General features: G+C 46.5%; 11 protein-coding genes. 6 read left to right on the plus strand and 5 right to left on the minus strand.

Annotation, left to right across the window (positions count from 1 at the left end):
- Window positions 1–279 precede the first annotated feature (279 nt).
- Window positions 280–3,732, minus strand: coding sequence for a DUF1553 domain-containing protein (locus Q0668_RS03260; RefSeq protein ID WP_298859885.1), 3,453 nt, complete (start codon window positions 3,730–3,732; stop codon window positions 280–282).
- A 294-nt stretch (window positions 3,733–4,026) separates the two neighbouring features.
- Here Q0668_RS03260 and Q0668_RS03265 point away from each other — a divergent pair, with 294 nt between their 5' ends.
- Window positions 4,027–4,551, plus strand: coding sequence for a sigma-70 family RNA polymerase sigma factor (locus tag Q0668_RS03265; protein WP_298859887.1), 525 nt, complete (start codon window positions 4,027–4,029; stop codon window positions 4,549–4,551).
- A gap of 6 nt (window positions 4,552–4,557) precedes the next feature.
- Window positions 4,558–5,985, plus strand: coding sequence for a hypothetical protein (locus Q0668_RS03270; RefSeq protein ID WP_298859889.1), 1,428 nt, complete (start codon window positions 4,558–4,560; stop codon window positions 5,983–5,985).
- A gap of 12 nt (window positions 5,986–5,997) precedes the next feature.
- Here Q0668_RS03270 and Q0668_RS03275 read toward each other — a convergent pair whose 3' ends face one another.
- From Q0668_RS03275 to Q0668_RS03285, 3 genes are all read right to left on the minus strand, one after another.
- Window positions 5,998–8,934: an FG-GAP-like repeat-containing protein gene (locus tag Q0668_RS03275; protein WP_298859891.1), complete on the minus strand. Its 2,937-nt coding sequence runs from the start codon at window positions 8,932–8,934 to the stop codon at window positions 5,998–6,000.
- Window positions 8,935–9,056: 122 nt separating this feature from the next.
- Window positions 9,057–10,718 (minus strand): NCS2 family permease, encoded by a 1,662-nt coding sequence (locus tag Q0668_RS03280; RefSeq protein ID WP_298859893.1) that lies wholly within the window; start codon window positions 10,716–10,718, stop codon window positions 9,057–9,059.
- Between the two features lies 1 nt (window position 10,719).
- The gene (locus Q0668_RS03285) at window positions 10,720–11,706 is read right to left on the minus strand and encodes an adenosine kinase (protein ID WP_298859895.1); all 987 of its coding nucleotides are present in this window, start codon (window positions 11,704–11,706) and stop codon (window positions 10,720–10,722) included.
- A gap of 318 nt (window positions 11,707–12,024) precedes the next feature.
- On the opposite strand from Q0668_RS03285, the gene thiC reads away from it, so the two are divergent.
- The gene (gene thiC / locus Q0668_RS03290) at window positions 12,025–13,842 is read left to right on the plus strand and encodes a phosphomethylpyrimidine synthase ThiC (protein WP_298859897.1); all 1,818 of its coding nucleotides are present in this window, start codon (window positions 12,025–12,027) and stop codon (window positions 13,840–13,842) included.
- 82 nt (window positions 13,843–13,924) lie between these two features.
- On the opposite strand, the gene Q0668_RS03295 is transcribed toward thiC, so the two are convergent.
- The gene (locus Q0668_RS03295; protein WP_298859899.1) at window positions 13,925–15,988 is read right to left on the minus strand and encodes a hypothetical protein; all 2,064 of its coding nucleotides are present in this window, start codon (window positions 15,986–15,988) and stop codon (window positions 13,925–13,927) included.
- A gap of 329 nt (window positions 15,989–16,317) precedes the next feature.
- Here Q0668_RS03295 and Q0668_RS03300 point away from each other — a divergent pair, with 329 nt between their 5' ends.
- The 3 genes from Q0668_RS03300 to Q0668_RS03310 form a co-directional block, all read left to right on the plus strand.
- Window positions 16,318–16,884 (plus strand): YqgE/AlgH family protein, encoded by a 567-nt coding sequence (locus tag Q0668_RS03300; RefSeq protein WP_298859901.1) that lies wholly within the window; start codon window positions 16,318–16,320, stop codon window positions 16,882–16,884.
- Window positions 16,885–16,950: 66 nt separating this feature from the next.
- Window positions 16,951–17,916, plus strand: a complete 966-nt coding sequence (locus tag Q0668_RS03305; protein ID WP_298859903.1) for an aldose 1-epimerase — start codon at window positions 16,951–16,953, stop codon at window positions 17,914–17,916.
- Window positions 17,917–17,936: 20 nt separating this feature from the next.
- The coding region (locus Q0668_RS03310) for a HEAT repeat domain-containing protein (protein WP_298859905.1) at window positions 17,937–21,040 on the plus strand (3,104 nt) is incomplete at its 3' end.

Genomic DNA, 21,040 nt, shown 5'->3' on the forward strand with positions numbered 1-21,040 from the left:
TAGCAAGCAAATCCAGATTAACAGGTTCTCGGAAGAGAAATCACAGCAGGCGAGGTTTGCCGAGATACATTACTTATGTGGTTCCGACTCAACAAACGATACTGTACACAAGGAAGTCACATTCCATATAAATCGTGATCTACCAGCATATACCGAAGTGCCCTCTTTTCTCACGCCTAATTATATCATGTTTGTCCAATTTGTGAATTATTTGTGAGTTGACCGGGATTTTTTGGAAGATCCCGTATTTTCCGGTATCAAAATCGGATCCATTCAGTATTAAGGCACGAAGACAAATTCCGGTGAATTCAAGAGTGTCCAGAGTAGATCTTCATATCGATTGCGCCAATCTTCTTTCAAGCGTTGTGTTGGCGGGTCTCCCTCTTTCACAGCATGCTCGAGCTCGACCTTAATTTCATTCGCCCGCGAGTTTACATGATTCGACCAACCCACCAAATTACGTGGTAACGTTTTGCGACGGACAATTTTAGCATTTTTGTTAATACGTGCCGCATATCCGGGTTGGAGTAAATCGACAAATATTTTCAATTCACTGTCAGACGGCTCGCGCGTGAGTATTTTCATGACGGTCTTTACAATTAACTCTTCAACAGGCTGATCCTGTAATGAAAGTTTTGTGAAATCGCTGTCATCTGAAAGTCGTGTAAAACGCTTGCCTATCAGACCATTGGCAAGTATCGCCGGCTGCAATGCGGTCGAGGTGTACTCTCTGGAGCTCGATGGATTCTGTCTTGTATCCCGCCAGCCAAATGTTTTCATCAAAGTGATAAAGGGCTGGCCAAAAGGGAGCGCCAGACTGGGACGATCACGTTCATTAGAAGGGGATGTAAATTCCCAGGCACGACGTGGCGTTCCCAGATCGAGCGAACTGTGGTAATCCCTTGCACCATCTATGTCGATACACATCCTGCCGGCATCAAGAGGTTTGCCGCAAATTACAAACAGTGAATCTACAATTTGTTCTGCTTCCATGCGGCGTAAAACGGGTGAAGCATAATTGTAAGTCGCATCAACGAGTGTTTCAATTTTGCTGACGTCGGTCGTCGCCTGACGCTGATAAAGGTCCGATTCAAAAATCGAACGTGCCAGAGTTTTGAGATCGTAACCGTGAATGACAAACTGTTGTGAAAGGTATTTGAGTAACTTGGGATGCGAAGGCTCCTGACCATCCCAGTCATCAACGGGTTCCACCAATCCCCGACCGAGATAGCGATTCCAGACTCGGTTTACAATCACGTTTGCAAAACGTTCGTTCCGGGGAGAGGTCATAATGGCAGCCAATTGTTCGCGGGTATCTTTGGAAGAGCGCAGATAGTTCTCGGGGAATTTACCCGGTTTGATCAGTTCTTCAAACGTCCATTTCGGCGTTACGTTTGCGCCGGGTAATAATGTGACTGAGACGAGCATCGAATTTGACTTGGGATCAAATCCAGGAATCGAGCTGGTTTTGGGAACTCCCTGCGGAGATCGCTTGAGCATGGCAGCCAGGCTGAATAAATCGCGCTGCTTGAAATCATGAAAGGGTGCGTCATGACAGCGGGCACATTTCATATTCAATCCGAGAAATGCCTGGCCCACAATATGTGCTTTTGCCGCCATGGGTGCGTCGTTTTGCGAAGCCATTTCAAAACCGGCGGGACCACCAAAATATTTGCTGCCTTCCATCATGACCAGTTCGGTGAGGAAGCGGTCAAAAGGTTTGTTATCGTAAAAGGATTCATGAATCCACCAGCGAAACGGTCCCGTATTATTCAAGGTCGGATTCACAATATTTGGATTCTCGGCCAACACATCCTGCCAATATCCGACCCAGTTATCTGCCCAGCCTGGATCGTTGAGTAAACGTGTAATGGCATTCGCGCGGCGTGTTTTCGGTTTGTCAGCCAGATAAGTCTGAATCCATTCCGGTGAAGGCACGATTCCCGTCGCGTCGAGCGACAAACGGCGCAGAAAGGCAAGATCGTTCAGCAATGGAGACTGAGGCACTTTCTCTTTTGCCAGACGCTGATTGATAAAATGATCAATGGCATTGTTGGCACGTAAACCTGAAACAGCTGTTGGCACTTTGACCTGGGGCTGTTTGAGAATTTCCTGTTTAGCAAGTTGATGGCGCCACTCCCAGTATTTGTTTTCTGCCGTGGCTGCAGCTTGACGTCGCTGTGCGTTGACAGCGATGAGACCGGAGCGGTAACTGGCTTCGAAGGGTACCCAACTTTCGTCAGTCAACATGACCACGTCATTCGTCGTTGTGAGTAACTGAAAGTCTTTTCCCAGATCACCGATCAGGACGGCTGTTTCACCCAGATCGGGCCGATGTTTAAAGCCACCGACAATCATTTCGAAACGGATGCGATGAGGTTTGCCATCACTATTGTATTCAATCACCTTTTCCTGGTCACCACGATGCAACGGGCGAATATTCGGCGCCAGACTGCGATCGACGTCGAAGACATAACCGTGCGCGCTGCTGGAGATATTGTGAAACCCGGTTTCTGCGACTAATTTTTCATCGATATAAAGCCGCGACGCATTGCGGGCACGAACCAGAATTCGTTTTTTTCCTTTGGGAATTGTGATACGCGACATGGCTCGTACCAGAAACGGGTCGGGGCGATCCACTTTAACACCCCGCGCGGAATATCGATTGGGGATTTCGATCAGAGCAAAATGAGGTTGTGTAAATGTTTCCGCATGACGAGGCGGTGGAAAGCTCCAGGATCTTCGGTTGGGAATTCCTTCGAGGATGTCAACCTGAACGCGATCTGAGGGAATCGCCGTCCAATCGATCTGGGGTTTCGGTGCGACATATTTAAAGTGGGCGGTAACCTGTTTTGCCGAGAGTGCGGTGCGATAGATGGCGAGTTCATCCATTCGGCCATCGAAGGAACTGTTTGCTGATCCGCCCATAGAAGAGCCGATCCAGACTTCGTCATTATCGACAATCGGGGCTTTTGTCGTATCGCCACCTAGATCCCATTTACCGGAAACCGACCGACCATTCACGTATACTTTAAAGCTTTTCTTTTTTCCGAACGTATAGGTCAGAACGACATGTTGCCAACGATGTGACATAATGCCAGCACCTGTGGAAGTCCAGCGATGATAGTTCGGTTTAAGCTCTTTCTTTTCTGGTTGACTTCGAAATAAAAAACTGATTTCAGTCCCGGTGAGTCTCAGGCTGTAATTTTGATTATCGCGAGCGACTCCTTTTCGATTCGTGCGACCTTTACCGATGATATAGCGGTATTTGCCGGCTTGTGTGGAGTTCGGATTGACCCAGGCCTCAAGGGTCATCGAATCGCCGGCAGTAAAATCGAGAACACTCTTCTCGCCTGGATCAACCACACGGAGGTACCCGCCTCCCGCTTTGAATTCTGCAGCTTGATTGTCTGGTTTGAACAGAGGAAATTCTGAAGGTCTGGGGCCCGCTGTTGTATCTGCCAGCTTGCCACTTTCCAGCGCCATCACTGCTTCCGAATTGACGTTTTTTTTGTGCTGACTGGTACGGACAGCGGCATAACCTGCTTTGGATCGTTGTTGAAAGTTCCAATAGAGTACCGGTTGATCTGAAAGAATCAGTTCACGATAAGTAGCGGGTGTCTGCTTTGCTGCTTTAGGTTTGTCCGTAAGTGAAATGCTCGGGAACAAAGTCAAGGCGAGCGAAAAAGCCAGGAGTGTGACGAGACTCTTGACGAATGCCAAAGATTTCATAGCAGGCTATTCCAGATAATCAGGTTCTTGGAAGAGATATCACGGCAGGCGAGGTTTGTGAAGATGAGGTATTCCCAATCACACAAATGCTACTGTACACAAGGACGTCATATTTATTGTAAGTCGTAATCAATTAAAAGATACCCAAGTGTGAGATGATCTCACGCCAAAATATATCAGGATCGGCTAATTTGTGATTTTTTTGTGAGATTGCAGATCTTCTGGTATATAAATGCAGGTTATTTCAACACTGCCGTATTATCGAAGGCACTGAAACTGAGGATCGTATCCAAATTGAATTCTGAAGAGACAGAAAAATTTGTTCAACTTCTCACCGCGCATCAGAGCATGCTTTATGCGTATATTCGGTCATTGTTGCCTGACTCTCAAGCAGTGCAGGATGTTCTTCAAGAAACGAATATGGTGCTCTGGCGGCGTTCAGAGGAATTTGAAGCGGGAAGTAATTTTGTAGCCTGGGCATGCAAGGTGGCTTACTTTCAAGTCCTGGCGTTTTATCGTGATAACAAACGAGATTCTCTGGTATTTAATGTCGAACTGGTCTCCATGCTGGCCCAACAAAATGAAGAAAAACTCGCAGGTTCTCACGATCTCCAACGGGTACTCTCGTGTTGCCTTTCCAAGCTGCCGGAACAAAGCCGCCACTTGATTCAACAGCGTTATGCATCAGGCGGGTCGGTCCAGACCATTGCGGCAGAACAAGGTCGCTCTGTGGGCGCTGTTTCTCAGATGCTTTATCGTATCCGACAACTTTTACAAGAGTGCATTCAAAAAACACTTGCCAGCGAGCAAGGAGAATAATTTATCATGAATCGTCATCGCCCCTCCCCAGAAAATCAGAACGATTTACAAGAGCTCATCTCTGCCTTTATCGATGGTACGCTATCCGAAACGGAAACTCAGAAATTTCTGGCACGTCTGGAATCGGACGAGATAATCCGCGATCTGTATCTGCAAATGATGAATACCGATTCTCTGCTGCAATGGGAACAGGGACAAACCGAATCTCAGCCTGATCTTTTGGGCCTGACAAGTGAGTACCAGGGAGTCTCCACAACCATCGATTCCGGTGTCGTCTTGGCGCGAAAGCAATTAACCTTTATGCGTTATGCTCTGGCGGCAACCATCGCGGTGTGTCTCTGTCTGGCGGGGCTTTTACTTATGGAAAGCAATCCCACTTTGGCTCTCGCGCAACTTGATTCCAGCGAGGGAGTCCCTGCCGCCATGATTATCGAAGAACATCACGCCATCTGGGAAAAGACCGAGTGGACGCAAGATGTCAGCAAGCCTCTCGTCCCGGGTTGGTTGAAATTAAAATCGGGACAAGTCCTGATTGATTTTCTGGGAGGGACAACGATTGCCTTGCAAGGTCCTGCAGAACTGGGACTGAATGCGAATAATCGTGCCTATTTAAAATCGGGTCGCCTGGCGACGATGGGAACTTCGCGGGTTCATGATTTTACATTAACAACGGACAACCTGACGATTCTTTCCCAGTCGGCAAATTTTGGGCTGTCTGTGACTTCGGACAACCAGACTGAAGTACATGTCTTCGAAGGTCGTGTTACGGTTTCCCATTCACAATCGCAGCCGGTAAAAGAAATTCAAACAGATAAACAACCAGAAACTGCTGACGCAATCATTGTGGAAGCCGGTCAGGCGATTCTCTTTGATCAAAATGGTCAGGAAATCAGCCGTCAATTGGCAGATCGAATTCAATTCCCATCGCGTAATCGGTTTTCTGTAGCTGATCCTCCCGGTGATATCCCGGCGATCAACTTCGCGTCTTACTCCATCGAACCTTATGGTTTTCAGGATGGTCAGTATGAACTGCCTACAGATCACCAGTTAATTGAGCAAGGCAAAGGCATTCGTTTGTGGGGAAATGCCTGGAAGACACTGGAGATCAACAAAGAAGTTACACCCAATACCGTGATCGAATTTGATTTCCGCTGCTCTCACGAAGGTCAAATTCACGGGTTTGGTTTTGATACAGATCAAACCCATGACAAACAGAATCATGTGTTTCAGATTTATGGATACGAAGTTCGTCCCGGAATCGGACAGCAATTCAACACTTATACGGGCACCGACTGGAAGCGTTTTCGGATTCGTGTAGGCCGATATCTGGCAGGCAAACATCGCTATCTGGTTTTTATTGCCGACGAAGATGTGATTGCCCGCGCAGAGAGCCAGTTTCGCAATGTAAGAATTTACGAAGCGCCTGTAAAATAGTTGTGAATTACGTTAAGGAAATATCCTTAGCACGACAGGCTCAGGCTGATCCTCGATGAGCATCAACTCTTGATTTGCCGCCAATTTATTGAAGAGTTGTTTTTTACCTGAAGGCCATTCGACAGAGATATTATGTGCTTCCGTATGATCGCCTAACCCGAAAACAAGGATACGTTGATTGCTGGCCATATACCCATCTCCGGCAGTCATCTGTCTGATTATGGTCTTACCATTCACTTGCAAACGCACCGTGGTCCCGATGGCATCCCGACTGGAGATAGTTCCCGTTAAGTGGAACACAAGACGGTTTCCATGATTCGTAGTTGTGTTTTGTATTAAGGCGACTGGGGCTTGTAACTGAGTAATCACTGCTTCTGGTAAACCATCCCGATTCCAATCCAGGCAAGCAAGACCACGACCAAGTCGTTTCTCCTCAAAGAAAGTCCCCAACTCATTTCCAGGAATTTCTCGATACTTTCCAGCGCCTGAATTAAGGAAAAACTGTGGTTTCATTTTAAAAGGAGTACCTGTTTTACTCAAATCTTCCACATGTCCATTCGCAGCGATCAAGTCCAGGTGACCGTTTAAATTCGCGTCAATAAATTGAGTTCCAAAACCCAATACAGAAAGGCTTGGGTTATAAAGTGAGTTTTTACGAGTCACATCCAGAAAATTATCTGCGTTGATTTGACTGTAAAATGTATTGGACTCTCGAAAATAATTTGTCACAAACAGGTCTAATAATCCATCGCCATTTCCATCACCGGCGGCGATTCCCATACAGGCTTCCGTCCGACCATCTGAATTGAGCGCCAGGCCTGCCAAAAGGGCCTGTTCTTCAAAATGAAGGCTCTTTATGTGGTTTGTTGGTTGGTTGACAAAATAAAAATTAGGCACTGCATCATTGGCAATGAATAAATTCAATTTTTTCTGGTCCCCGAAATAAGCGGCAACGATTCCCAGACCTTTGCCATCCGGGACCTTAATTCCTGAGTCAGAAGTAATGTCTTCAAAGTTACTGTTTGCTTGATTCAAAAAGAGACGGTCTTGTGCAGCGGGAAAATTTTGCGGCATACAGGAGTGAAATGTGCCGTCATTCGAACTACAAACACGGTCGAAAACATCTTGACCTGCGAGATAGTTCACAGCATAAATTTCCGGAAACGAATCGTTATTTAAGTCCGCCATCAGACAACTTGTTGTCCAGTCTGCAATGTCGCCTGCAGCCTGATTTATCTCTGAAAATGTGCCATCTCCATTATTGATATAGAGTCGATTTTCTCCAATATTACCCACATAAATATCATCAAAACCATCATTATTCAGGTCGCCTATCGTGACACCTTGACTAAATCGGTTTTCCCGAATTCCGGTGTGACTGGTCACATTCCGAAAAGTACCATCTCCCTGATTTAAAAACAGGGAGTCGAGATATTGCATGCTTCGTTCATTGGGAGGCCAGGAACATCCTTGTGCCAAATAGAGGTCAGGCCAGTCATCATTATTCAAATCAAGAACGGCAACTCCCCCTCCGGTGAATTCATACATTTTGGGTTTTAAGTTTGGTTGCTTTGCGCTATTGAAATATTTAAAGCTCAGCCCCGCCTCCGCTGCAACTTCCTGGAAAGTGACTACGGAGTGATGTGTGAGTGCCACGGTTTTTTTGGCTGGCAAGGAATTTTCGATTTGATTCGGAAGTGGATACTCCGAAAAATCGAACTCAAAAGCTGGATTTTTTGAATCAATCATCCGCTTGAGCAGAAGCGTTGACAATTCAGGACCAAATTCCTGAAGTGAATTTTGCACCCAAGTTGTTTGAGGTGCGAGCATCATTGCTGCCCTGCTCCAGCCAAACGATTCCCAAATCAAACCAAGTTCTTTCCCAAGCTGAACCACTTTCTGTGCTGCGTCCAAATCTTGATCGGAATAAGCAATCTTTACTTCACTTTCATAAGACTGAAGTTTTTTTGTTTGATTAAGAAATTGATTGGCTTTTTCAAATTCGCCTTTTTTCAATAAAAGTTGTCCGAGTTGATAGCAGGCATGTGAGTTAGTCCCATCACGTCTGATTGCCTCCCAAAAGCATCGAATGGCTGCGTTCATATCTCCCTGTTGTTGAAACCAGTTTCCTCGAATGTTCCAGATCATGGGATGTTGATTTGCTTTTTCAGGTAATTGATCCAACCAGACTTGCATTGACTGCGGATCGTTTTGCTGACTGATAAGCTGGCCTATTTTGACATGGGCTTCTATCAGATCCGGAGCCAGCTTGATCACTTGCCGAAGCTGTTCTTCTGCTTTATTAAAATGCTGCTCTTCTATAGAGCCTCTTGCCAGCCCTAACAGAACCAGAGGATCATTAGGAGATAACCTGGAGTAGTCGAGTATGGTCTGATAGTTTTCAAATGCCCGGTCACCCATTGTAATCAGATATAGAATGATGGGATTAAACTGTTTACCGGGAATCAATGACAATCGAAATGGCTCTGCTTCCCAGCTTTGAGCACTCAAACCAAGCAGGTATGCCAAATGTTCATTCGCCAACGTATTATGAGGATCAAGTTTCAATAGCTGTCGATATTCTTTTTCCGCACGTGAAAGCGATTTTAATTTCATCAACAGGATTTCGCCCGCTCTGCCATGGGCCTTTATCGCGTCTGTCTTTTTGGAATCTGAAACGCGGTTGTAGAATTTGACAGCCTGTTCAAAATTGCCCTGTGCCTCGGCCGCTTCCGCAGCCAGGAAGGCTGCCTGATTTGCATATTCTTTGTGATCAAGCAATCGTTCCGCTATTTGCTGCGCATTGAAATATTTTTTTTGCAGCAGCGCTGTGTTTGCTTTGATTAGAAGTCGGGCAGGTAAATTTTGAGCCTTCCAATAGAATCCAATAGCGAATACACAAGCACAAAACAAACAGCTAGAAATGAGAATTTTAATTTTGCGTTTCATAGACCAATTTTATTATGGCTTCAGGTCAAAGTCGAATGTGTTTTCTCCTTCTTTGACGACGATCTGTAAATCCGGCGTTTGCTCGTTCTGGTATTTCTTCGAAACCTCTTTGAGGGCATTTTTCAGTTCTGGATTTCCCGATTCAGAAGTGATTCTTCTGTTTCTAAGGGCGGTGGTTCGTCTTTCCCACCACCGATAATCAGAAAGGTGGCTGCAAACAGCAGATAGCCTATACCAATTCCTGTCGCATGAAAGGTAAAGCCGTCAACATTATCTGCAGTGAATGCCAGACGAAAATGAATGTCGTTACCGATGATTTCGTACGCATTGGTCAGCCCGACAAAGGCAAACAGCGCAGCAATGACAGACCAGACCGCGGCAGAACGGTATTTGCCATCAATCAGACAGGCACAGATCGCAGCCAGTATCATACAGGTAAAAATGAATCCCCTTTCCATTACCACCAGACCGTGTACCAGAAATCCATTGACTTCCGTAAACAGATTCCTTGATAGAATATCCTGGAGTGATTTACCACCGCCGACGAGCAGAGTGCCCTGCATGATGGTGGCCCCCCAGGCAGCTATGGCAGGAAACAACCCCAGCGCAACCGCGGGTGCATGGCGATTGGGAGATGCCTGGAACGCCTGAGCCGTGATGACCATGCCGATCCAGAGTACAATGGCGATTCCGGCTTCGAGCGGGATGATCTTGCTGATGACTCCCGTCGTTCCCGTTAAACAGATCAAAAGAATAAAGACTCCATTCATAATCGAATATCCGGCACGCGATCCCATTTCCTTCCAACCGGGGTGTCCGATATAGATCGTTGTAGGGAAACAACTGCCGAGCAGCGATGCGACGATTGTTCCTACGCCATTCGCGAGCATGGCCGGCTTTGCAGGATAACTGTCGCCGGCTGCTTCCGCGGATTCAATGTTTTGCATACTACCGATGACGTTGAACAAGCCCATCGGAAAAATGACAGACATAAAGCCCACCCATTCACCGGGGTCTTTGAGCAATTCCCATAGCGCAGATCCTGCAAATTGAGGCGGGTACCAGCCTGCCTGATCCCAGGCTGTTTTAATGGCATCCGTACTCATGGCAGAGCCCTGCATCAATTGCGGAATCAGTTCGGGCAGCAGCCACGCACAGATGGTTCCTACAATGATCGCCAGCAATCCACCCGGCATGCGAAAAGGAAGTCTGGTTCGAGAAAATAAAGTCAGTAATACCACTGCTGCAGGCAGCATCGCAATCAGTGGTCGCTGATAGATCTTTAAAGCAAACGTCATGGAAATGAATCCAATGGCGATGCCGGCGAGCGTTGAGAGCAGCGCGGCACGGGGAGTCAGTTTACGAACTCGATCTGCAACAAACGCGCCGAGAAATTCGATCACACCGCTACCGAAACAGGCCAGCAATCCCATTTGCCAGGCCGCTTCGGCACTATTGGTTCGTTGATAGACGGGAATCATCACGAAAAATATGTAAACCAGCAGCGAGGGTGTATTGATGCCATAAGGCAGCGCACAGACATCACTCCGATTTTCTCTTTTCGCCAGTTGATGTGCCTGCCAGGAGTAAAAGAGATTCCCGAATAGAATACTGAGTGCAGCTCCCGGAAGAATGTAGCGCAGTAATAATTCTGAATCAGCAGAGATCCCACATAGCCCACACAAAGCAACGATTAACAGAAGCTGGACGAGGTTATCGATCATTAACGCGAAAAAGCCGTCCAGATCGCGTCGCACGAAGAGGGGGTATTTGCTGTGCTTCATATCAGCTGAGCAGTTCCTGTATTTCATCTGCAGTAAACGGGGCTTTCAGTCGCGCACCCAGTTGCGAGACAACACGGGCAGCTGCATGGGATGCCAGATGACCTGCTTGATGCCAGGTCAATTCATTGGTAATTCCATAAAGAATCCCGGCAGCATACATGTCTCCCGCACCTGTGGTATCGATGGCTTCCGTCTCGACGCCTTCAATGGGAATTACTTGCCCTTCATGCATCAAAATCGAACCATCGGGCCCCAAAGTCAGAGCCAGATTCGGAACATGTTTATGTATGATGTTGGCACATTCTACTGCGTCGTGTTTTCCGGTCAGGCTGCGGGCCTCTTCCAGGTTGCAGAACAGTAGATCAACGGGGCCTTCGATCAATTGCTGAAATTCATCGCGAAACAAATTGATCAGAAATGGGTCGGAGACTGTAAACGCCACTTTCACATTGTGTTTTTTAGCCAATTCGATCGCATGGTAGGCGGCCTTTTTCTGTGTTTCTCCGGTAAACAGATAACCTTCCACATAGACACATTTTGATTGTTTGATATGTTCTTCACTTAAGTCATCCGGGCTTAATGTAGCCGATACACCAAGGTTCGTCAGCATGGTCCGCTGTGCGTCATCGGTAATCAGGACCACGCAGGTCCCCGTCTGCCCATTTGAGGAGGGGGGAACTTCAATCGTCACTCCCAGTTTTCGCATGTCAGCCAGGTCAAATTCACCTAACATATCGTTGGCAACTTTGCCTGCATACGCTGCTTTTCCCCCAAAATCGGCGACACCCAGTATGGTATTGGCGGCAGAACCGCCGGCCGATTGAGAGATCGGCGCGCCATCGAGTTCTCCCAGCACTTTTTGCTGTGCTTCCTCATCAACCAACGTCATGATGCCCTTGGCATATCCCAGTTTTAGCAGAGTGGCATCAGAGATTTGAGCCTGAATATCGACCAGAGCGTTTCCAACGCCATATACATCGTATTGCATTTTTTACCTTAAGATGATGAATTAAAATCTTGTAATTTCGTTTTTTTGCGTGTTTAGAGAATGTTCAGATTAACTATTTCGAAGGTGTGCAGATCATAACCAATCGTGATTCAATGGGAAACCACAAAGAGAAAGCATCTAATCAGTTTGAAAAAAGCAACAAGGTCACTACTATATAGACAAGAATATACGAAGATTTCCCATCGAGGGTCGTGCTTCTCCGATGGTATGGATAAGATTTCCTGAGTTGGGATTCTCCAACAACACGCAAGATGAATAAAATAATCCTCGCATCAGATAGTTAAGGATGCTTTTCAAATGACTGACCCCTCCTCTTCATACGACTTTATGTACTCGCTGCCACCCATCGGTGGAAATCCCTCAACTCGTCCTCAACAGACGAATCCGGGGAGTTTTGCAAATCCTGCTCAGATTGCTCCCGGAGTCAAAGGTGCTTTGACGTTTTCTTCTCCCAATACTCCGGGCATGCCTGATGTTTCCGACAAAACTGCCTGGGATTTCATGCCGGAAGGCTGGGAACTGAAAGCTGGCTTTGAAGAAAATTACGAAACGGCAGACGCCTGGTTACCACCGGCTGATTTTCTGCCCGTCACGCAATTGGAATTTGCGCGCTGTGGAACAGTCACTCCGGAAATGGAACGCGTTGCAGAGCGGGAAACCCATCTGACCGCCGAACAGATCCGAGACGAAGTCGCCGCCGGTCGTATGATTATTCCTGCTAACAAAGTCCATCTCGGTTATAAGCTGGACCCGATGGCAATTGGTCGCGCATCGAAAACGAAAGTCAACGCCAACATGGGGGCTTCGCCGGTCTCTTCAGGAACGGATGAAGAAATTGAAAAACTAACCTGGGCCCAACGCTGGGGCGCCGATACGGTCATGGACCTTTCCACAGGCGGAGACATTGATGGCTGTCGGCAGGCGATTATTGAAAACAGCACCGTTCCCATCGGTACGGTACCCATCTATTCAATGATCATTGCCCGTCGACTGGAAGACCTGGATCATGCCAGCATTTTGCAGATGCTAGATCATCAGGCAAAACAGGGCGTTGACTATTTTACCATTCATGCCGGTGTCTTGCATGAGCATTTATCATTAGTGGCAAAACGATTAATTGGAATCGTCAGTCGCGGCGGTTCGCTGCTGGCAAAATGGATGCTGCATAACCAGCGTCAAAATCCGATGTATGAACTCTGGGATGACATCTGCGACATCATGCGGGAATATGACGTTAGTTTTTCGATCGGTGATGGCTTGCGTCCCGGCGGGTTGGCTGACGGAACTGACCGTGCCCAACTGGCAGAGTTGTGTGTGCTGGGTGAATTGACCGAACGTGCCTGGAAAAAAGGAGTACAGGTTATGGTTGAAGGTCCGGGGCATATTTCCTTCGACCAGATCGAATTCAATATGAAACTCCAGCGAACTCTGTGCCACGGCGCTCCCTTCTATGTGCTGGGACCTCTCGTGACTGATATTTTTCCCGGCTACGACCATATCACAAGCTGTATCGGCGCAACCGCAGCCGGTTATCATGGTGCCAGCATGCTCTGCTATGTGACACCGAAAGAGCACCTGGGCTTGCCCAAAAAGGATGACGTGAAACAAGGCTGTATTGCTTATAAGATTGCCGCCCACGCGGCAGATGTGGCGCTCGGCATTCCTGGAACCCGTGATCGAGATGATGATTTAACCGAAGCCCGCGCTGCACTCAACTGGGAAAAACACTTCGAGTTAAGTTTCGATCCTGATACCGCGCGTGCATTGCATGACGAAGACCTGGACGTAGATACCGACTTTTGTGCCATGTGTGGACATGACTGGTGTAGTGTTCGAATCTCGAAAGAGATTCAGGAATTTATGTCGGGCAAATCAGAAGATTACGCTTGGGATAAAGCCAAGAAGACGTTACCACTGACAGCCGAACAACAGGAAATCCTGGAGAAGCGAGGCGTGCTCAGCCCGGATCAAATTCACAAACTGGCTTCGAAGGTCAAGCAGGAAATGACCGGCGAGCAGGATAAAGCATCCTGCCACAGTGATTATGTGGCTCCCGAAGAAGCACAGCAGATGCAGACATCGAAAGAACTGCCCGTGTTGAATCAGAAGCCATAAAGTTGAGTTTTGCAGGCAAATAATCAAAGGGACATTCTGCGCAAAGCAATGGAATAAGATCGAGCAATGATTCGCCTGCGAATTAACCTCGTATCTTATTTACACCGAAAATGAATCCAACAAACATTAAAATCCAAGCACAAATTTTGCCGATGGCTCTTCCTGAACGATAAGCAGAAGTGCCAGAACGTACTGATGAACCGGATCCATTGGTATTATTCCCAGAACTACCAGACGCATAGGGAGATGTGTTCCCCGAAGCAACCTGATTGTTTGGTCTGTTTTTATTGCAGTGAGGGCATGGTGCTGTGATACCCTGGCCTTCTGCCTTGAACTTTCGGTTACACCTTATACAGCTATAAACTTTATCATTCGCATCCAACCCGCAATGTGGACAATGCTTAAAGAATGGTGAGTCGGAGGTATGGGATTTCTTGCAAATGGGACATGTCATCTCCCAGCGTGGTTCTTGCATGCCGGGGAATGCTTGCATATTAGTATTCGGATTCATCCCTGGTCCGCGATTATTGGAGATTGGTTCCCTGCCTGCCATACCCCGATTCATTCCTCCTGGATTGGAGTTATTATTATTCAATGCCAGTTGATCTGTCTGTTTCTGCTTGCGCGGTTTTATCAGACTCTGGTCTTGGTCACTGAAAAATTCCGTGATGAATAGTTCTTCTTTCGTTCCGGTATTAATCACGGCAACGGAATTTCCATAAGCTAATTTGACAAATTTCCCTTTGATATGCCGCTGACTACGGTCTGTCCAGACGCGAAACTCTTTCTCTCTTTCTTCCGGAGTGAGCGTGACTTCCGCTCCTGCAGGAAAGAAGCTGCCGGGAATTTCTTTTTTCAGTCGTTCCTGAACATATTCCTGGTCTTCTACTATGAAGTTCAGATAAGGAAACTCCTGTGTCGCGCCGGTTTTTGTAATCAATAGAGTCACCTTGCCGTCTTCCATTTTCACATAAGATGCGCCAACAGAATTACCGGAGAGGTCGGTCCACTTGCGGTGATTATTCACCTTAATTAACAGTTTGAGTTTACGGGGAGGAAGGTTCGGGTCGAGGGGTTCGCGATAGACGAGCGGAATTTCAGCAAATCGTCCATGCATCTTCAAAGCATCCCGCAGCAGTTGCAGATCTTCCTCGACCAGCGTGCCAATCGGCACGCGTACGAAACCTGCGATCCGCGTTGCAAACATGACTTCGCGGCCTTGAATCCCCGTAAAGATCGCTTCTGACTTCTGTCCTTGTTTATCAGACCAGACCCGGTAACCTCTTAAAGCGGCAACAAGAACCGGGTCGATTTCAGTATTCGCTTTGATCACATTTGGATCATCTTCTGCCGCAGCCTTTGCCTTACCATCTGCGAGCATCGCTTTCGATTTTGCTTTCAGTTCTGCCTGACGCTCTGCAATTCCCCCGGGAAGGTTTGGAGTTTTCATAACGGGAGAGGGTTTACCGGGTGTCTCTACTGCAGGCTGGTCTTTTGACACACGATCTCGATACTCTGCAGGCAGGAGAGCGAGCATCTTATTTCTTCGATGATATTCCGCTAACCAGTTCAAGTCTTTTTCACTAAATTGATCGAGGGGAACCTGCTGAATCTGTCCGGGCTCTCTTTTCAGTATCACTTTTTTTAGAATATTGTTAATGCTCAGAAACTTGGCATCGTACTTTGTGCCATCCTTGAGATTCCATTCACGAACGGTAAATGGCTGATAAGATTCTTTCATCTTCGGTTCTGCAACCGTCATCTTTTTTTCAGGTTGATTATTTTCTGGTTCCGTTTTCGTCGGTTTCGCGGGCTCTGGCTCCGAGAAGTCTTTCTGTGGTTTACGATATTTTGGCGGCAGGAAACTCAGCTTATTCTTTCGCTTGTGATATTCATAAATCCAATTCAGATCTTTCACGCTTAATTTCTCAAGTGGAACACGAACGTTGCCTTTTCCTTCCAGCTTGAGTGTAGCGGTAGGACCCGATACGGTGATCATTTTTCCCGTCGCCTGCGTGCCATCACGATACGTCCAGTTGCGCACTGCGAATCGCTCATAGCTTTCTTCTGCAAACAAAGGTAGAGTGAAAAAGACTGATCCGAAAATCAGACACAAAATGGCAAATTGCGTTATTGTTTTCTTCATTGTGATCAAACCATGCGAAAAAATGGCAGGGGACGTAGCGTTTCCTGTAATGCAGCAACAATCTGTAATTGCTAGAATAGCCAACATGCGTTCAATATGAAATAGTATTTTTCAAAAATTTACCATCTTCAGAATGTCACGGGAACCCAAGAGTCCCGTCCCATTTCATCCTTAAAATAAGGTCCTGAGATAAGAGTGTTTCTAACAGTCGATTCTAACTCTGTATTTTCGTGTTTTCTCCAGATATAATAAGTTTTGTGCAGTTCATATCATCATAGAGCTTAATTTGAGTTTGATTTCCCGGAATGAAAAGAGAGTAAAAGCGTTTTATGCTGAAATCTTTAAAGGGACATTTTTTAATTGCCTCCCGAAAATTAAATGATCTCAATTTCTATCGATCCGTTGTGCTGATTGTGGAACACAATCAGGAAGGCGCCACCGGATTAATCGTCAACCGCCCCTCTTCTCTCTCAATAACAAATGCACTTTCGAAATATTTTGATCTCCCCAAGCTGGAAGACATGGTGTTTACGGGAGGTCCTGTCGAGCCGAATGGCATGTTTGCTCTGCACAATGCATCTGACCTGGAAAAGATCGAGGAGCCTATCGTTCCCAATTTATTTATGGGCAGCAGTCCGGAAGTATTTGAGCAGGTAATTTGGAAAATTTCGGAAGGCGATCCAGATTTGGATTTTCGGATCTTTTTTGGATGTGCGGGATGGGCGCCTCTCCAACTGGAATCTGAAGTTTCTCGAATGGACTGGCTTTCTACACGTGCGACAACGGAAGACATTTTTAAAATTGATCCCTATGATATTTGGAACGTTCTGCTAGAGAGGTCTATGGCCGAAAGACGTTTTTTGCCACAAGAGACGGCTCACCCTGAGTGGAACTGACAAAACAACATTTGCCCAACAACCAATGTCCTGCTGATTAAATCTATATAAAAAGTACCCCTTTGTATGACGCCCATCAAAATTACAGATCCGGTATCAGGTTCATCCGCGCACATCTTGCCGGAACTGGGCTTTAACTGTTATCAATTTCGCGCGATGATAGACGGTCAATGTATTGATGTGATCGATTCCCATCCCGAATTTCAGCACGGCGATCAACGTCCCAGCAGTAGCGGGATTCCGATTTTATTTCCCTTCCCGAATCGTATCGCAGATGCACATTATAAATGGGATGGCGTCAGTTATGATCTTCCCGCCGACAAGACGTACCATGATCAGACTGGCAATGCCATTCATGGATTTTGTCTGGACCTGCCCTGGCGTGTGATTGCGCAGGAAGAAACCTATGCGATTGCCCAGTTTCAACTTAGTATTGATGGAAAGCACCGCTTGAAATACTGGCCCGGTGATATTTTTATTGAAGTGAAATATGAGGTCAAAGGCGCCACACTGCGAGCCGACTTTCGCATTGGTAATCCGGGTACCACATCGGTTCCCTGGGGATTGGGAACACATCCTTATTTTAAGGTCCCCTTGTCTGAACAGGGAAGTCTCAAAAGCTGTCTGATTGAATCGCCGGCTACCGAAGAATGGGTTCTGGATCAATGCTTGCCAATCGGCGTCAAAAAATCTATTCCCCAGGCACATGATCTGCGCGAAGGTGCCTGGCTCGATCAATTAAACGTAGATGACGTTCTGAGTGGCATGCCCGAGGGCACCGAACAATACGAATGCCTGATCATGGATCAACAAGCCGGGCTGTTAGTGTCGCAGGATTATGACTCCCTTTTTTCAGAATTGGTAGTCTTCACACCTGCCCAACGAAACTGTATCTGTCTGGAACCTTATACTTGTGTGACGAATGCCATCAATCTAATGAGCGCCGATGCCGAAACGGGGCTGCGGGTATTGCCGCCGGGATCAGAGATAAAAACCTGGATTGAAATTCGGGCCGGTAAAGTGATTGTATGATGAATATGGGGACAAACAGGATGCAATGTAAAAAATATCCTATCTTGATTATAGCGCCATTGATTGCTGCACTCATGCTGTTACCGGCTGCTGTATCCGCTCAGTCGCAACCTGCTCAGACCAAAAATGTCACCAAAAATGTCAAAGACGCGATTTCTGGTAAGAAGGATTCCAATGCACGAACCCGGCTTCAGTTACTCAATATCGAAAACCGATTGAAGACATTAAAACAACAACCCGCGCATCAACCTGTCGTAACACAACAGACAAGAGCATATCTGGTTGTCGAAAACTCTCTCAAAGGTCCACCCACCAGCTATCGAACGCGCAATAGTACTCACTACATTTTAACACGCTTGATTCTTGTCAATCATAGCCCGCAACCCCTTAAGCTGATTCGATCTGAAATCAAAGCCAAAGTGGACGGGAAGGCTCATCCCCTGGCCGAATTACCCAAGAATATTGGTTACCAAACTGTCTTAATAGAAAAACGCAACCAGCGTTTGAGTAGTTTAAAGTTTGAGGACGAAGTCATTATCCCACCTGGCAAACAGGGCGGTCTATGGATTGTGATTTCAGATTTACAAGCAGGGCCACGTGTCCAGGAAATCGAATTTCAGACTACCGTCAATGGTCAGCAGTTAACCTTGAATGTGAATCGTTTTGAGCTGGGAAAATTACATCATTCCGTTCAATTGATGGGACCAAGTCGATGTCTGGCGGAACTGACGATTACGGGAGAGTTGAATTCGATTAACATCGGCAATCTGATGCAAGAAATCGACCTACTCACCACGCAAAATATCAAACGGTTCGTCATTCACTTTCCCACTAAGAATTCGCTGATTGAAAAGGCTGTAAATGATTGGCTGCCCCGCGCCGCTGAACAAATTGGTTCGAATACGATTGTGGAACCACGATTTCCCGCATTCCCCACACTGATCAGAGAGCTGCATCTTTCCGGCAATGCTTTTAAAGATTCCAAACCCCGCTATACCCATACAAAAGTAACACATCTTACAGAAGAAGCAGCCATACATGCCGCCCTTGACAGTGCCATGCGCGTGCTCTCGCGGGAAAAAGTTTCCGAACAAATCCGTATTGGATCTCCACCCGTGAAAGTTGCGGCGCTGATCAGTGGTGGTCGTCAATTAACAAATGAAGAACTGGACCTGGTCTTAGAACTCACTGCCGATCAGAACCCGCACGTGCAAGAAGCCGCTTTGTACGCACTACGTTATTTTGGAGATTCACGCGCTTTTGAGCGGCTTACGAAAGTGGCCAGTCAGCCACCCGGATCTCAATTTGAAATGGCTGTGGCCAGCCTGGCGGAGTCCCGTTTTACAAATGGTCAAAATTTTCTGTTACAAATATTAAAACAACATCCTCCCGAATCTCAGATCGTCATCATCGGTATCATTTCCCAGAGTCCGCGTTCGCAATGGGGCGCGGCCATTTACGGCTTTCTTTCCAGTGACAACCAGGCACTGCGTCAGGCAGCGATTAAGGCTTTGGTTCTCAACGGGCACCCCAAACTGCTCGAAGTACTCTCCAATGCATTGAAATCCCCGCATGAGGAGTTAAGAGAGGTTGCGTTTCGGGAACTCATTAAACGCAAAGACGTCGAGAGTGAAACGTTGGCCATGATTTATGTACTAGCAAAAATAGAACACGCGGCTCCTACAACAGAGATGCTGAGCTTTATTAACCGGATTAAAGATCCACGTACCATCCCCCTTTTATTTCAACAATTACAAAATTCTAAACTCAGTTCCAGCTTGAGAGTTTCCATCATCAAAACTCTGGCTTTGATTGGGGACCAGACTGTGGATAAGCAGTTCCTGAAATTTTTTCCAAAAGCCAATGCTGCCGAAAAATTATTAATCCTGGACTCACTCCGGAAAGTGGAATCGCCTCACTATTTCAAACTGGCCAGACAGGCGATCCAAGACAGTAACCCGTCGATTGTGAAGGGCACTATATCAAGCTTGAAGTACTCATCTTCCAACGAAGCGCTCTTAATATTGCAAGAAAAACTCCAAAAAACGAAAGACCCATCCACTTGGCAGACTATCTACTCAACATTGATTAGTATAGGCACGCCCGAAGCGCGACGAGCCATTATGCAAGCACGTCATGATGGGAACCTTGAAGAGAAAAAAAATGCCGCACACGTCGCTTTAACAAAGATTTATAAGAATTCACCGGGACAAAATTATTACCAAACAGGACTGCGACTGCAAAGTGAAAAAAAATGGCAGGCTGCGATTGAAAAATATAATACTGCAATCAGTATCGATCAATTATTGATCCCCGCATATATAGGGTTGGTAGATGTTAATAATTCACTTCGGAACTTTGAGGAAGCATTAAAATATGCTGACCAGGCTCTCAAAATCGATGATATGAACCCCCGCCTCTATGTAGCAAAAGGACTTGTTTACAGCAATCAGTCGAACTCGACCGAAGCCCTGAAACAATTCAATAAAGCCATTGAAATTTCTCCTTTAGATAACTTTCCTTACCTCATCATTGCTTCCCATCACATAAAACTCAAACAATATCAAGAAGCCATCGCGGCTTATGATGCGATCATCCAGATCAAACCTAACGATTTACAACCTTATCTATTCAAAGGACAACTCTTGACTGAAATCAGTCAATACGACGAAGCATTGAGGGTCTATGATGAGATCATTCGTAAAAATAATCGTTATGTGAGCGCCTTTACGGGACGAGGCCACACGAATTTACAGAAGACAGATTGGAAGGCAGCACAGAAAGATTTCCAGAAGGCATTTGATCTGAATAACAAGAGTTCACAGGCCATTTCAGGTTTGGCCATCTGCATGGTTTATAATCATGAGGAAGACAAAGCAATTTCCTTTGTAGAAGGACATGTGAAACAATTTGAGCAGAGCGGTTTGTTCCGGTATAACACTGCTTGTGTTTACGGCCGTACTTTGATCAATCTGCGAGACCAGACAAAAACGACAGAGGTCAAAAAGCGGATAAAAGCTTATCAGGAAAAAGCAATCCAACACCTGATCCTTAGCTCTCAATACGGATTTGAAGATGTCGAATGGATGCAGAAAGATCCTGACCTGAGTGAGCTACAGGAACT

The organism is uncultured Gimesia sp. (assembly GCF_937910335.1).
Classification (GTDB): domain Bacteria; phylum Planctomycetota; class Planctomycetia; order Planctomycetales; family Planctomycetaceae; genus Gimesia.

Bases quoted from the DNA above. Each gene is read 5' to 3' on its own strand.
- Q0668_RS03260 (WP_298859885.1), bottom strand. From the start codon at position 3,732: ATGAAATCTTTGGCATTCGTCAAGAGTCTCGTCACACTCCTGGCTTTT.
- Q0668_RS03270 (WP_298859889.1), top strand. From the start codon at position 4,558: ATGAATCGTCATCGCCCCTCCCCAGAAAATCAGAACGATTTACAAGAG.
- Q0668_RS03275 (WP_298859891.1), bottom strand. From the start codon at position 8,934: ATGAAACGCAAAATTAAAATTCTCATTTCTAGCTGTTTGTTTTGTGCT.
- Q0668_RS03280 (WP_298859893.1), bottom strand. From the start codon at position 10,718: ATGAAGCACAGCAAATACCCCCTCTTCGTGCGACGCGATCTGGACGGC.
- Q0668_RS03285 (WP_298859895.1), bottom strand. From the start codon at position 11,706: ATGCAATACGATGTATATGGCGTTGGAAACGCTCTGGTCGATATTCAG.
- thiC (WP_298859897.1), top strand. From the start codon at position 12,025: ATGACTGACCCCTCCTCTTCATACGACTTTATGTACTCGCTGCCACCC.
- Q0668_RS03295 (WP_298859899.1), bottom strand. From the start codon at position 15,988: ATGAAGAAAACAATAACGCAATTTGCCATTTTGTGTCTGATTTTCGGA.
- Q0668_RS03300 (WP_298859901.1), top strand. From the start codon at position 16,318: ATGCTGAAATCTTTAAAGGGACATTTTTTAATTGCCTCCCGAAAATTA.
- Q0668_RS03305 (WP_298859903.1), top strand. From the start codon at position 16,951: ATGACGCCCATCAAAATTACAGATCCGGTATCAGGTTCATCCGCGCAC.